A 14,663-nucleotide genomic window follows, 5' to 3' on the forward strand; every position below is an offset into this window, starting at 1 on the left:
GTAAAGATGAAGCTAGACATGGAAAAGCATTCTTAGGATTATTAAATAGACATTTCGGAAAATAATAATTAGATATATAAATAAGCCCTCATATTAGTAAATTAAAATACTAATATGAGGGCTTATTTTGTGATTTAAAATAAAATTTATATAAAAAATGAATATATAGTATGTACTATTTATAAAAAAATTTTGGAAGTTTTACACTGAATGATAAAATACTAACAAAAAACACATACTTTATAAAATATTTTATAAAGGAATGTTTTATAATAAAATTTAAAATTAAAAAACAATAATATCTTATTTTAAAAAAAGTGATATAATAAATTTTATAAAAGGCAAAGGTTTTGCTAGACATAATTTATTGTTTTAAATTTAAATAAATAATAGATTGAAGCAAAAGCGAGGAGGCATATATGAAAGAATTATTAGAATTAAACCCAATAATTTGTGCTATAAAGGGTGATGCGCATTTAGAAGATGCTGCAAATTCAGACGGAGATATTGTTTTTTTACTAAATGAAGATATTCTTACTTTAAAAGAAAAAATACAAATTTTACATGAACATAATAAAAAAGTATTTGTTCATATTGATATGATAACAGGGCTTTCATCTAGTCCTATAGCTGTAGATTATATGAAAAAAGAATTCAATTTGGATGGGATAATAACAACTAAAACTAATATAGTTAAAAGAGCTATAGAATTAGACTTAAAAGTTGTTCAAAGATTTTTCTTTATAGATTCTATGTCTCTTGAGAATGCAATTGAAAGTTTAAAGAGAGTAAAACCAGATGCTATAGAAATTATGCCAGGTGTAATTCAAAAGGTAATAAAAAAAATGAACAAAACTTATCCCAATGTACCTATTATATGTGGAGGATTAATAGATAGAAAAGAAGAAATAATTGGTGGATTATCAGCTGGAGCTATGGCTATATCTACTACGGATATTGATATGTGGTAATTCAGAAAAAGTAGCTTTTTCAATTGATATAGCAGTTTAGTTTATTAAATATCTAACAAAGTATTTTATTGACTGGAAAATGTTTTCGTGATAGCATTTAATTAAATTAATAACTGGCTGGAGATGAGAGAGCCCCCTATAAAAATGATAGGAGCTCTCTGTTTTTTTGCCTTATTTGACTAATTACATAAAATATCAAGGGAGGTATTGAGTTGAAAAAGACTTTATTAGGAGAGTGCATATCTGAATTTATTGGATCATGGATATTGATTTTTATAGGGTGTGGAGCTGTAGCATCTATGGTATTAAGTGGAGCAGATGTTTCTCAATGGGAAATAGGAATAATATGGGGGTTAGCTGTAACAATTGCAATATATGTAACTGGAGCAGTATCAGGTACTCATATAAATCCAGCTGTAACAATTGCATTAATGGTACACAGAGATTTTCCAAAGAAAAAAGTATTGCCATATATTATAGCTCAAATACTAGGATGTTTTGCAGGAGCAGCAACAGTTTACTTGTTATTTAATAAGCTATTCTTATCATTTGAGAATGCAAATAATATAGTAAGGGCTGGGTCAAACGGACTTACTACAGCAGGTATATTTTCTACTTATCCAAATGCTGCATTAAATTCATTTGATGCATTACTTGTAGAAACTTTCATAACTATGTTGTTAGTCATAGTGATATTAGCAGTAGGCGAAGAAAAAAATTCAAACAAACCTATGTCAAATTTAGCACCAGTTTTTATAGGAATAACAATAGCTATAATAGGAGCTAGTTTTGGAGTATTAACAGGCTTTGCAATGAATCCAGCAAGAGATTTTGGGCCTAAGATGTTTGCTGTTTTAGCAGGTTGGGGAAGCGGAGCACTAGGACCTGACATGTATTTTTGGGTACCTATAGTGGGACCTATAATAGGAGCCATCCTTGCAGGATTTGTATTCGATAAAGGCGTTAAAAAGTACATGAATTAAAATACATCAAGGATTTAAAATAAATAATCATTGGAGGCAAAGCGATATGAAAAAATATATGATGGCATTAGATCAAGGAACTACAAGTTCAAGAGCTATATTATTTGATAAAGAAGGAAATTTAGTAGCTACATCACAAAAAGAATTTACTCAATTTTATCCAAAGCCAGGATGGGTAGAACATAATCCTATGGAAATATGGGGAAGTCAAAGTGGTGTAATGAGAGAAGTGTTAGAAACTAATGGCATTAAACCAGAACAAGTTTGTGGTATTGGTATAACAAATCAAAGAGAAACTACTATAGTTTGGGATAAGAATACAGGTAAGCCGGTATATAATGCAATTGTATGGCAATGTAGAAGAACATCTCAGATATGTGATGAATTAGAAGCTAAAGGATATAAAGATAAAATAAAAGATAAAACAGGATTGATTCTTGATGCATATTTTTCAGCAACTAAGATAAAATGGATACTTGATAATGTTGAGGGTGCTAGAGAGAAAGCTGAAAATGGAGAATTATTATTCGGAACAGTAGATACATGGTTAATATGGAACTTAACTAGAGGTAAGGTACATGTTACAGATTACTCAAATGCAGCAAGAACAATGTTATATAATATAAAAGAGTTAAAATGGGATGATGAAATATTAGAAATACTAGATATACCAAAAAGTATGTTACCAGATGTTAAACCATCTAGTTATGTATATGGACACACTGATGAGTATATGTTAGGTGGAGCGGAAATTCCTATAGCTGGATGTGCAGGAGATCAACAAGCAGCATTATTTGGTCAGACTTGTTTTGAAGAAGGATGCGCTAAAAACACTTATGGAACAGGTTGTTTTATGCTTATGAACACTGGAGAGAAGATGGTTGAATCAAAAAATGGATTACTTACGACTATAGCTTGGGGTGTTGATGGTAAAGTAGAATATGCGCTAGAAGGAAGTATATTTATAGGTGGAGCATCTATACAATGGTTAAGAGATGAATTAAGAATATTATATGATGCTAAGCAAAGTGAGTTCTATGCTGAAAGTGTAAAAGATACTAATGGGGTATATGTAGTTCCAGCTTTTGCAGGACTTGGAGCACCATATTGGGATATGTATGCAAGAGGATCTGTTATGGGGCTTACTCGTGGAGCTAACAGAGCTCACTTAGTTCGTGCTACACTTGAATCAATAGCATATCAAGTAAAAGATGTATTAAATGCTATGCAAGAAGACTCAGGTTTAGAGCTTAAAAACCTTAAAGTTGATGGTGGAGCTAGTGCTAACAATTTCTTAATGCAGTTCCAATCAGATATATTAAATGTAAGCATAAACAGACCTAAAGTACTTGAAACTACGGCGTTAGGAGCAGCATATCTTGCTGGATTAGCAGTAGGATTCTATGAAAATAAAGAGGATATTAAAAAGTCTGTAGCATTAGAAAAAGAATTTGAACCAAACATGAGTGAAGAAAAAAGAAGTTTATTATATAAAGGATGGAAAAAAGCAGTAAACAGATCTCTTTTATGGGCAAAAGAAGATGAAGAATTTGAAAAAGAGTTGGCTAGTGTAAAAAATTAATTATAAAGTACAGGTAAAAGTTATATAATTAAAGTAAATAGTAAAAACTTAAAAATTTTTAGATATTGGCATTAAGCAATAAAGGAGATAAGATGGAAAAAATACTATTTGCTCATAGAGGAATGTCTACATTAGCACCAGAAAATACTTTATCAGCATTTTCATTATGTAAAGATAAAGGAATAAAATGGTTTGAATGCGACATTGATATTTTAAAAGATAAAACCCTAGTGATAAATCATGATGATACATTAGACAGATGTAGCAATAAAACGGGGTCGTTATATAACATTTGCAAAGATGATTTAAGGCATATAGATGCAGGAAGTTGGTTTGGTGATGACTATATTGGAGAAAGAATACCTACTTTAGATGAGTTAATTGAATTGATAAATAAATATAAATTAAACGTCAATTTTGAATTGAAATCATGTTGTGGAGGTAAAGAATTAACACAAGAACTTATACAGAGATTTGTAGAAGCTTTAAATAAATTAGATGATGATATAAGAGTTATCGTTTCGAGTTTTAACCCATTAATGTTATCTAAATTTAAAGATTTAAGACCTAATATTCCGGTAGGATGTTTATTTGAAACACATAATTTGTATGATGATTGGTCTTCTATAATGGAAATGTGTAGAGCTGAGTATATACACCCACAAAATGAAGGATTAACTAAAGAAATGGTAGAAAAATTTAGAAGTTATGGATATAAAATTAATGTTTGGACTGTAAATGATTTAGCCAGAGCTAACCAATTATTTAATTGGGGAGTTACAGGTATATTTACAGACATAGCGGATAGATTCCCTAAATCATATAAGTATAAAGAGGATATAGTTTGTGAAGCAAATATATAATCAAAATAATTTAGGGTAGTGACAGTTAAAATAATCTATGATAATATAGAATTATAAAAGGAAAACGATTTTAAAAAATGAAATATTATGGCGAAGAGATAAGAGAGCCTTCTATACATTGTATAGGGGGGCTCTCTATTTTTTTTTCAAGGAGGCAAAATTATGTATGATATAGCAATAATAGGAGCAGGGATAAGTGGAAGTGCCATAGCTAGAGAATTATCAAAGTATAATTTAAAAACAGTAGTTATAGAAAAAGGAATAGAAGTTTGCCAAGGAACTACTAAGTCAAATAGTGCTATAGTGCATGGTGGATATGATGCAAAGGTTGGAAGCTTAAAAGCTAAGTTAAATATAGAAGGTAATAAATTATATAAAGATCTATGTAAAGATTTAAACGTAGACTTTAAACAAATAGGATCGTTAGTTTTAGCATTTGATGAAGAAGAAATGAAACACGTTAGAGGTTTATACGAAAGAGGATTAGAAAATAAAGCGACTGGATTAAAAGTATTAAATAAAGAAGAAGTATTAGAACTAGAACCAAATGTTAATGACAATGTAGTTGGAGCATTACTTTGTGAGAGTGCAGGAATTGTTTGTCCATTTAATTTAAATATAGCACTTATGGAAAATGCTATGTTTAATGGGGTAGATTTAAAACTAGAATCTGAAGTTTCAGACATAGTTAAAGAAGAAGATTGTTTCAATATAAAAATAAAAAATAAAAATGATATAAAAGCTAAATATGTTGTAAATGCAGCTGGAGTTTTTGCTGATAAGATAAACAACATGATAGGTGGAGATGAATATTTTATAATACCTAGAAAAGGAGAATATAAAATATTAGATAAAAGTGAAGGTAAAATTGCTAATCATGTTTTATTCCAATGTCCAACTGAAAAAGGAAAAGGTGTATTGGTTACACAAACGGTACATGGAAATTTATTAGTAGGGCCAAATGCTACTGCTGTAGATGAAAAAGAAGATGTATCTACATCAAAAGAAGGAATTAGTGAAATCGTAAATAGCTCTAAAAAGACTATAGAAAATATTGATTTCAGAAAAACAATCACTAGTTTTGCAGGACTTAGAGCAACTCCAAATACAGGAGACTTTATGATATTTGCATCAAAGAAATGTAAAAACTTTATAAATGTTGGAGGAATAGAATCACCAGGTCTTGCATCAGCACCAGCAGTTGCAAAATATGTTGTAGAAATTCTTAAAGAAGAAGGATTAATGTTAAGTGAAAATAAAAAGTTTGAGTCTAAGAGACATAAGAATAAACCTTTCATAAAAATGACTCAAGAAGAAAAAGAAGAAATCATGAAGAAAGATCCAAGATATAAAAAAATAGTTTGTAGATGCGAAAGTATAACAGAGGGCGAAATTATAGATGCAATAAATTCACTATGTGGAGCTAGAACATTAGATGGAGTTAAAAGAAGAGTAAGACCAGGTATGGGAAGATGCCAAGGTGGATTTTGCGGACCTAAAGTTATAGAAATATTAGCAAGAGAACTTAAAATAGATGTGGAAGATGTTTTAAAAGACTACGAAAACTCTAATACTGTATTAGGAAAATCAAAAGAATTAAGGGGTGAGTTAGTTGAAATATAATGTTGTAGTTGTTGGAGGAGGACCTGCAGGTTTAGGTGCAGCAGTTGAAGCTAAAAGAAATGGTGCAAAAGATGTACTTATAATAGAAAGAGACAGAGAATTAGGTGGGATACTTAATCAATGTATACACAATGGATTTGGATTACATGAGTTTAAAGAAGAATTAACAGGACCAGAGTACGCTCATAAGTTCATAGAAATGGTTAAACAAGAAAATATTGAATACATGCTAGATACAATGGTTTTAAACATAAGTGAAGATAAGACTATAGAAGCTTTAGGTGAAGACGGAATAATAAATATAAAAGCAGATGCTATAGTTTTAGCAATGGGATGTAGAGAAAGAACAAGAGGAGCGATAGATATACCTGGATATAGACCAGCAGGAGTTTATAATGCAGGAGCTGCTCAAAGACTTTCTAATATGGAAGGATATATGGTAGGAAAAGAAATTGTTATATATGGGTCTGGTGATATAGGACTTATAATGGCAAGACGTATGACATTAGAAGGAGCTAAAGTAAAGGCAGTAGTTGAAATAAACCCACATTCAAGTGGATTAACTAGAAATATTGTTCAATGTTTAGATGATTTCGATATACCTTTAATGTTAAGTACAGGAATAACACATATAGATGGAAAAGAAAGGGTAAAAGGGGTTACAATTAGTAAATTAGATGAAAACAGAAGGCCTATAAAAGGAACAGAAGAATATATAAGCTGTGATACTCTTCTTTTATCTGTTGGACTTATACCTGAGAATGAATTGAGTGTTGAAGCTGGAGTTGTATTAGATAATAAAACTAGTGGACCTATTGTAAATAATTCTATGTCTACAAATGTAGATGGTGTGTTTGCATGTGGGAATGTTGTCCATGTTCATGACTTAGTTGATTTTGTTACAAAAGAAAGTAAGATAGCTGGAAAGAACGCAGCTTTATATTGCTTAAACAAGTTAAATAAAAATAAAGAAGTAAATACAGTTGCAGACAACGGAATTATATATATAGTTCCTCAAAATATAGATGTTAGTAGCGATGAAGATGTAAACTTATTTATGAGAGTAAGAGAAATTTGTAAAAATAAAAAGTTAGTTGTTAGAAGTAACGATGAAATTATTTTAGAGAAAAAGAGACCTCATATGATACCTTCAGAGATGGAGAATATAAAAATTAGTAAAGATTTATTTAAAGATATTAAAGGAAATATAATTGTAAGTGTAGAGGAGGCATAATTATGAAAAATGTTACTTGTACAGTATGTCCAATGGGATGTTCATTAGTTGTAAGTAAAGTTGATGGAGAGTATAAAGTTGAAGGAAACACATGTAAAAGAGGAGCAAAATATGGAGTAGAGGAAGTTACAAATCCAAGAAGAGTTATAACTACTACAGTTAAACTTAGCGGTTCTTATTTAAACTTACTTCCAGTTAAAACTAATGACTCTGTGCCTAAAGAGTTAATGTTTGATATTATGAAAGTTTTAGATAAAGTATGTGTATGTGCACCTGTTAATGTCGGCGATATTATAGTTAAAGACATATTAGGAACAGGTATTGATATTGTAAGTTCTAAGAGTATGGAAAGTATGAATACAAGTGATAAAAATAGTGATCATGAATTAAGAGATTGTATATAATAAAAAATTAATGGACAATAAAAATAACCTTCTTTAGATATAAATATATTTAAAGGAGGTTACTTTTATTGTTAGAATTATTAAAGTATATAACTTATTTTAGTAATAACTATATAGCTGGTTAAATATACTTAAGTATAAAAAATAAAAATAAAAATTTTAGAGGAATATAGAAGTTTTTATAGAATTATATATAATAGATAGAGTATGTGATAAATTATAATTAAATATTAGAGATTATAGGTTTTTTAAAATTAATAGGGAAAGAGGTTAAAATCCTCTGCAGCCCCCGCTACTGTAAAGCTGATGAAACTTTTAAAACCACTGTGAATTTTACGGGAAGGAAAAGGAGTAAAGAGAAGCTAAGCCAGGAGACCTGCCTATAATTGAAAAATTAAGTTCTTCGGGGTGAAGGAAAATAATTGAAAGTATCATAGTTTAAAACTACTATGTCCGCTTTGTCATGTTATTAAATCCTAATCCAAAGATTGGGATTTTTTTACGCTTAAGTAAAGTATGATTACAAAAAACTATAGGTATTCTATAAAATTTAGTTATATTAAAATACTAGGTTTTGGGCGTAAAAAAAGTTTTTTGAGCAACGGACGAAGTCGTTGGCGACATGAGCAAAGCGAATTTTTATGTATGCCCTTTAAAACTTAGAGTTGATTTAGTCATTTTATCACATGAAACAATAATGTACTAAATAAAAAAAGAGAGGGATTTAAAATGAATTATTTAAAATTATCAGTTATAGCAGGGTTACTACTTGTAATCTTAAATCCTGTGACTTCACATGCAATGCACATCATGGAAGGATTCTTACCTATGCAATGGTCTATATTATGGACTGTCGTATTTATACCATTTTTCATATACGGGTTAAAATCAATAAATAAAATAGTAAAAGCTGATCCTAAAAAGAAAGTACTATTAGCTCTAGCAGGTGCATTTGTATTCGTACTATCAGCTTTAAAAATACCATCTTTAACAGGTAGTTGTTCACATCCTACTGGTGTAGGACTAGGAGCAATATTGTTTGGGCCATCTGTAATGGCAGTAGTTGGAACTATAGCTTTGCTATTTCAAGCTATACTTCTTGCACATGGAGGACTTACAACTTTAGGAGCAAATGCTTTTTCTATGGCGATAGTAGGTCCTATAGTATCATTTTTAATATTTAAATTCTGTAAAAAAAGAAATATTAGCACGGGAAAAAGTGTATTTTTTTCAGCAGCATTAGGAGATTTAGCTACATATACTGTAACTGCAACTCAATTAGCATTAGCATTCCCTGATCCAGCAGGAGGTATATTAGGGTCATTAGTAAAATTTTTAGGTGTATTCTTTATAACTCAAATACCTATAGCAATTGCAGAAGGATTATTAACTACATTAGTATACAATTTAATAACACAAAATGAAGAAGGAGTTGTAGAAGATGAGTACAAATTCGAAAGTCAAAACTAGAAATAAAAATATACTATTATTAATTTTAACAGTAATCTTAATAATAACTCCGTTAATATTAAATTCAACTGCTGAATACGGAGGCGCTGATGGAGAAGCAGAATCTTTAATTAGTGAAATAAATCCTAATTATAAGCCTTGGTTTAATAGCTTATATGAACCACCTAGTGGTGAGATTGAAAGTTTACTTTTCTCTACTCAAGCAGCTATAGGGGCAGGAATAATTGGATATTTTTTAGGATATAAAAAAGGAAAAAAAGATAAATGTTAGAAATTGACAACTGTGCATATTTAAATAATATAAAAGATGTAAATCCATTGATAAAATTAGGAATTACATTTATAGGAGTTATAGCTTCTATGCTTACCCAAAATGCAAATATACATATACTTATAATGCTATTTATGACAGCCTTAATACTATTTATAGCAAGAGTAGATATGAAACTATACATTAAATGTTTAAAAATACCTATAATTTTTTTAATTATAGGTATTGGGTTAAATTTGATTAATATATCATTTGAAAATAAAGATTATATATTCAATGTAAATATATTAGGATTATACATAGGTACTACTGAATTTGCTGTAAAAAGCTCAGTAAACATATTACTTAGAGCTATGAGTTGTATTATATCAATTTATTTCTTAATACTTACGACTCCATTTAATCAATTAATAATAGTTTTAAAAAAACTACATATTCCACATACACTTATAGAATTGATGATTTTAATTTATAGATTTATATTTATATTTATAGAAGAAGCAGAAGAAATATATAAATCACAACAACTAAAATTTGGGTATACGAATTTAAGTACATCATATAATTCAATGTCATTGCTTATAAAAACATTGTTTTTTAGAATGATGAGAAGATATGAAGATATGAGTATATCTTTAGATATAAAGTTGTATGATGGTAAATTTCACGTATAGGAGACTAAAATGTTTAAAGTAGAAAACTTAACATATAAATATGAAAAAAATAATAAAGCATTAGACAATATAAGTTTAGATTTTTCAAATGGGAATATGATTGGAATAATAGGTTCAAATGGTTCAGGAAAGTCAACTTTATTTATGAACTTAATGGGCATATTGAAACCTTCAGCAGGAAAAATTATTTATAATAGTAAAGAGTTAAGTTATAAAAAGAAAGACCTATATAATTTAAGAAGAGATGTAGGTATAGTATTTCAAGATCCAGATAAGCAGATATTTTATTCAAGAGTATATGATGATGTTGCATTTTCTTTAAGAAATATAGGATTAGAAGAAAGTGAAATAAATAAAAAAGTTCATAGAGCATTAGAATTAGTTAATGCTATAGATTTAATAGATAAACCAGTACATTTTTTAAGCTATGGGCAGAAAAAGAGAGTAGCTATAGCATCTGTTATAGCCATGGAAAACAAAGTTGTTTTATTAGATGAGCCAACGGCTGGATTAGACCCAATAAGTACAAAAGCTATTATAAAAATATTAAAAGAATTATGTGAAAAGGGTGTAAAGGTAGTTATATCGAGTCATGATATGGATTTAATATACGACCTTTGCGACTATATATATGTTTTAAATAAAGGTAAGATAGCAATTGAAGGAAATTCTAATGACGTTTTTAAAGATGACTTAAAAATTAAAGAGGCAGGATTAAATAGTCCGTGGCTTGTAAAAATACACAAAAATATGAATTTACCTTTATTTAGAAAAGAAGAGGATTTATACGATTATTTTAATAAAATATGTATAAATTCTGTTAATAATTAGCCCCTAATCTTATTAAGTTAAGATTAATATATATATAATAAATAAATACCTTTAGTCTAAATTTAATCCTTGGATATATATCTGAGGATTTTTTCTTTGTAAGGAAAATTAAAAAAATGGATATGATTAATATGGGCTTTTAATAAATTTGAATAAATATAGATAATAGATTAAAATATACATATAACATATACAATAAGGAGGTAATGATGGATATAGATTCACTAAACCCCGCCCAAAAAGAAGCGGTATTAAAAACAGAAGGGCCAGTGCTTATATTAGCAGGAGCTGGTTCAGGAAAAACGAGAGTTTTAACAACAAGAATAGCTCATCTTATGAAAAATAAAGGAGTACATCCTAGTAATATATTAGCAATAACATTTACAAATAAAGCTGCAAATGAAATGAAGGAAAGAGTTGAAGAAACTATAGATTCGGATGTTAAAGATATGTGGATAACAACTTTCCATTCATGCTGTGTTAGAATGCTTAGAAAAGATATAAATAGAATCGGATATAATAGATCTTTCGTTATATATGATAGCTCAGACCAAGTTACTTTAGTTAAAGATTGTTTAAAGGAATTAAATTTAAGTGATAAATCTTTTGAACCTAAAGTAGTTATAAGTTACATTTCTGGAGCAAAAGATAAATTATTAAGTCCTAAAGAATATAAAGATATGCATAGAAATGATGCGAGAATGAGTAAAATTGCAGATGTATATACTTTATACCAAGACCGTTTAAAAAGAAATAGTGCACTAGACTTTGATGATTTAATAATAAAAACTGTTGAGTTATTAAAAAAGGAAGAAAGTGTACTAGCATACTATATAAATAAATTTAGATATATAATGGTAGATGAGTATCAAGATACAAGTAAAGCTCAATATGAATTTATAAAGTTGTTAGCTAAAGAGCATCAAAACATATGTGTTGTTGGAGATGATGACCAAAGTATATATGGATGGAGAGGTGCAGATATAAGAAATATACTTGAATTTGAAAGAGACTATGATGATGTTCATGTAGTAAAATTAGAGCAAAATTATAGATCAACTCAAGTTATATTAGATGCAGCCAATAAAGTTATATCTAATAATATAGAAAGAAAGAGAAAAAAACTTTGGAGTGAGCAAAAAGAAGGCGAAAAGATTAAGATACAAGTGACATCAGACGAGATAGAAGAAGCAGATTTTGTTGCTGATAATATATGGAGAATTCATAGAAAACAAAACAAACCTTTTAAAGATTTTGCTGTGTTATACAGAGCGAATGCACAAGCTCGTGCTATAGAGGATGCTTTAAATAGAAGTCAAATACCATATAATATATATGGAGGAACTAAATTCTATGAAAGAAAAGAAATAAAAGATTTAGTTGCATACTTAAGAGTTCTTCAAAATGTCCAAGATGATATATCTTTAAAGAGAATAATAAATGTTCCTAAAAGAGGAATTGGACTTAGAACAATAGAAAAAATAGAAGATAGAGCTAGCTTAAAGCAAGAGAGTATATTCTCCGTTCTTTTAGATGTAGATACTAACTCTGATATATCTACAAAAGCTAGAGCAAATATAAATGGATTTGTAGATTTAGTAGGAACTCTTAGAGTAATAAAGGATGCTTATTCAGTAAGTAAACTTATAGAAAAAGTTTTAGATGTTACTGGATATTTAGACGAACTTGAAAAAGATAAAAATGAAGACGCTCAAGACAGAATAGACAACTTAAAAGAGTTTATATCAATTGCTATTGAATTTGAAAATAGCAGTGAAGAAAAAGATTTAGAAACATTTTTAACTAATGTAGCTCTTACTTCAACAGAAAGTGATGATGAAGAAAATGACAGAGTATCACTTATGACAATCCATACATCTAAGGGACTTGAGTTTCCAGTTGTCCATTTAGTTGGTATGGAAGAAGGATTATTCCCTATATCTAGAGCAGTAAGATCTATGAGTGAATCTGATATAGAGGAAGAAAGAAGACTTTGTTATGTTGGAATAACAAGAGCTAAAAAAGAACTTTTCATGACACTTACAAAGAAAAGAACTCTTTATGGAAAAACTAATCCATCTATACAATCTAGATTTATGGAAGAACTTCCAGAGGAGTGTATAGAAAAATTAAATAAAGAAGAACATGAATTAAGCTATTCTAAAGCTAATTACAATATATTAGATAAATATAAGCAAAAATATATGAAATCTATGAACAAGGCCAGTGTAGCAAATAAGGTAAATGCCACTATAAAAGAAAATAAACCAGAACCTACATCTGATGATATAAAATTAGGTTCAAAGGTTTATCATCCTAAATTTGGGGTAGGAACTGTAGTAGCAGCTGTTGGATCTGACTTAACAATAGCTTTTAATAATCAAGGTATAAAGAAGATAAATAAAGAATATACGACACTTGATTTATTATAAAATAAAAGTTTTAAGGGGGATTTGTAATGAATTCAAAAGAATTTGCAAGAAACTTAATAGGGTTTATAGAGAAAAGCCCTACAGCTTTTCACTCAGTAGAGACATCTGAAGAGTTATTAAAATTAAATGGGTTTAAAAAACTTGACTCAAGAGAAGAATGGAAACTAGAGCAAGATGGAAAATACTATACAACTAAAAACTCATCAGCAATAGTTGCATTTACAATAAAGACTAATAATTTAAAAGAAGATGGATTTAGAATAATAGGATCACATTCAGATTCTCCATCTTTTAGAGTTAAGCCAAATCCAGAAATGGAAGCTGAAAAAACTTACTTAAAATTAAATACAGAATGTTATGGAGGTCCTATACTAAATACATGGTTAGATAGACCGTTAGCAATAGCAGGAAGAGTTGTACTTAAAGGAAAAAGTGTATTAAGACCTGAGGAAACTTTAGTAAATATAAATAAACCTATATGTATAATTCCTAATTTAGCAATACACATGAATAGAGAAGTTAATGAAGGGGTAGCTCTTAATAAGCAAAAAGACATGTTACCATTAGTGGGATTATTAAATGATTCTCTAGAAAAAGATAACTTCCTTTTAAAAACTATAGCTAAAGAATTAGGAAGAAAAATAGAAGAAATTATTGATTTTGATTTATTTTTATACGAATATGAAAAAGGAATGTTAATAGGGCCTAATGAAGAGATGATATCTTGTGGAAGATTAGATAATCTTTCAATGGCGCATGCTAGCTTACATGCACTTATAGATGCTAAATCATTAAATGGAGTAAATGTAGTTGCTGTATTTGATAATGAAGAAGTTGGAAGTTCAACTAAGCAAGGTGCTGATTCTAATATGTTATTAAATGTATTAGAAAGAATATCTTTATGCTTAGGTCAAAATAGAGAAGAATTTTTTAGAAGTTTATATTCTTCATTTATAATATCTGCAGACCTTGCACATGCAGTTCATCCTAATGTAGGAGAGAAGCATGACCCAACAAATAGACCTGTTATGGGGAAAGGTCCTGTTATAAAAATAAATGCAAATCAAGCTTATACTAGTGATAGTCAATCTATAGCTGTGTATAAAACTATATGTAAAGAAGCAGGAGTAAACTGCCAAGAATTTGTTAATAGATCTGATGTAAGAGGTGGAAGTACAATTGGACCTATATCATCTACACATATAGATATACCATCTGTTGATGTTGGAAGTCCAATATTAGCGATGCACTCTATAAGAGAATTAGGATGCGTAGAAGATCATATGGATATATACAAAACTTTTAAAAAGTTTTATGAATTATAA

General features: G+C 29.1%; 13 protein-coding genes and 1 riboswitch. All 13 genes read left to right on the top strand.

The window, feature by feature from the left end; genetic code table 11:
• The first annotated feature begins 419 nt into the window (after positions 1-419).
• The 13 genes from RWY47_RS17445 (at position 420) to RWY47_RS17505 (ending at position 14,663) form a co-directional block, all read left to right on the top strand.
• Positions 420-971 (top strand): glycerol-3-phosphate responsive antiterminator, encoded by a 552-nt coding sequence (locus RWY47_RS17445; protein WP_021428407.1) that lies wholly within the window; start codon positions 420-422, stop codon positions 969-971.
• Positions 972-1,183: 212 nt separating this feature from the next.
• Positions 1,184-1,954 carry an MIP/aquaporin family protein gene (locus RWY47_RS17450; RefSeq protein WP_021428400.1) on the top strand — a complete coding sequence of 257 codons (771 nt, stop codon included), beginning with the start codon at positions 1,184-1,186 and terminating at the stop codon, positions 1,952-1,954.
• A gap of 46 nt (positions 1,955-2,000) precedes the next feature.
• Entirely contained in the window at positions 2,001-3,536 is a 1,536-nt protein-coding gene (glpK, locus tag RWY47_RS17455) for a glycerol kinase GlpK (RefSeq protein ID WP_150841891.1), read from the top strand.
• A gap of 92 nt (positions 3,537-3,628) precedes the next feature.
• Complete coding sequence (locus RWY47_RS17460; RefSeq protein ID WP_150841892.1) at positions 3,629-4,399, top strand: glycerophosphodiester phosphodiesterase family protein; 771 nt, start codon at positions 3,629-3,631, stop codon at positions 4,397-4,399.
• A gap of 162 nt (positions 4,400-4,561) precedes the next feature.
• Positions 4,562-6,022, top strand: coding sequence for an NAD(P)/FAD-dependent oxidoreductase (locus RWY47_RS17465; RefSeq protein WP_021428399.1), 1,461 nt, complete (start codon positions 4,562-4,564; stop codon positions 6,020-6,022).
• Positions 6,012-7,256: an NAD(P)/FAD-dependent oxidoreductase gene (locus tag RWY47_RS17470; protein WP_021428484.1), complete on the top strand. Its 1,245-nt coding sequence runs from the start codon at positions 6,012-6,014 to the stop codon at positions 7,254-7,256. Before RWY47_RS17465 ends, RWY47_RS17470 begins: the two co-directional genes overlap by 11 nt.
• A gap of 2 nt (positions 7,257-7,258) precedes the next feature.
• Positions 7,259-7,660, top strand: a complete 402-nt coding sequence (locus RWY47_RS17475) for a DUF1667 domain-containing protein (protein WP_226883329.1) — start codon at positions 7,259-7,261, stop codon at positions 7,658-7,660.
• A gap of 224 nt (positions 7,661-7,884) precedes the next feature.
• Positions 7,885-8,058: riboswitch (cobalamin riboswitch) on the top strand.
• A gap of 331 nt (positions 8,059-8,389) precedes the next feature.
• On the top strand, positions 8,390-9,130 hold the full coding sequence (locus RWY47_RS17480) for an energy-coupling factor ABC transporter permease (RefSeq protein ID WP_021428387.1): 741 nt from the start codon (positions 8,390-8,392) through the stop codon (positions 9,128-9,130).
• Entirely contained in the window at positions 9,102-9,401 is a 300-nt protein-coding gene (locus tag RWY47_RS17485) for an energy-coupling factor ABC transporter substrate-binding protein (RefSeq protein WP_021428421.1), read from the top strand. Before RWY47_RS17480 ends, RWY47_RS17485 begins: the two co-directional genes overlap by 29 nt.
• Positions 9,395-10,075 carry a cobalt ECF transporter T component CbiQ gene (cbiQ, locus tag RWY47_RS17490; RefSeq protein ID WP_224170631.1) on the top strand — a complete coding sequence of 227 codons (681 nt, stop codon included), beginning with the start codon at positions 9,395-9,397 and terminating at the stop codon, positions 10,073-10,075. Before RWY47_RS17485 ends, cbiQ begins: the two co-directional genes overlap by 7 nt.
• 9 nt (positions 10,076-10,084) lie before the next feature.
• Positions 10,085-10,906, top strand: a complete 822-nt coding sequence (locus tag RWY47_RS17495) for an energy-coupling factor ABC transporter ATP-binding protein (RefSeq protein ID WP_150841896.1) — start codon at positions 10,085-10,087, stop codon at positions 10,904-10,906.
• 209 nt (positions 10,907-11,115) lie between these two features.
• Positions 11,116-13,338, top strand: coding sequence for a DUF3553 domain-containing protein (locus RWY47_RS17500; protein WP_150841897.1), 2,223 nt, complete (start codon positions 11,116-11,118; stop codon positions 13,336-13,338).
• Positions 13,339-13,364: 26 nt separating this feature from the next.
• A complete protein-coding gene (locus RWY47_RS17505; RefSeq protein WP_024619952.1) occupies positions 13,365-14,663 on the top strand; it encodes a M18 family aminopeptidase in 1,299 nt (432 codons plus the stop codon).

The organism is Paraclostridium sp. MRS3W1 (assembly GCF_032465715.1).
Taxonomy (GTDB): Bacteria; Bacillota; Clostridia; order Peptostreptococcales; family Peptostreptococcaceae; genus Paraclostridium; species Paraclostridium dentum.

Coding starts and splice junctions, on each gene's coding strand:
- RWY47_RS17485 (WP_021428421.1), top strand. CDS start 9,102: ATGAGTACAAATTCGAAAGTCAAAACTAGAAATAAAAATATACTATTA.
- glpK (WP_150841891.1), top strand. CDS start 2,001: ATGAAAAAATATATGATGGCATTAGATCAAGGAACTACAAGTTCAAGA.
- RWY47_RS17480 (WP_021428387.1), top strand. CDS start 8,390: ATGAATTATTTAAAATTATCAGTTATAGCAGGGTTACTACTTGTAATC.
- cbiQ (WP_224170631.1), top strand. CDS start 9,395: ATGTTAGAAATTGACAACTGTGCATATTTAAATAATATAAAAGATGTA.
- RWY47_RS17445 (WP_021428407.1), top strand. CDS start 420: ATGAAAGAATTATTAGAATTAAACCCAATAATTTGTGCTATAAAGGGT.
- RWY47_RS17465 (WP_021428399.1), top strand. CDS start 4,562: ATGTATGATATAGCAATAATAGGAGCAGGGATAAGTGGAAGTGCCATA.
- RWY47_RS17505 (WP_024619952.1), top strand. CDS start 13,365: ATGAATTCAAAAGAATTTGCAAGAAACTTAATAGGGTTTATAGAGAAA.
- RWY47_RS17460 (WP_150841892.1), top strand. CDS start 3,629: ATGGAAAAAATACTATTTGCTCATAGAGGAATGTCTACATTAGCACCA.
- RWY47_RS17500 (WP_150841897.1), top strand. CDS start 11,116: ATGGATATAGATTCACTAAACCCCGCCCAAAAAGAAGCGGTATTAAAA.
- RWY47_RS17495 (WP_150841896.1), top strand. CDS start 10,085: ATGTTTAAAGTAGAAAACTTAACATATAAATATGAAAAAAATAATAAA.
- RWY47_RS17475 (WP_226883329.1), top strand. CDS start 7,259: ATGAAAAATGTTACTTGTACAGTATGTCCAATGGGATGTTCATTAGTT.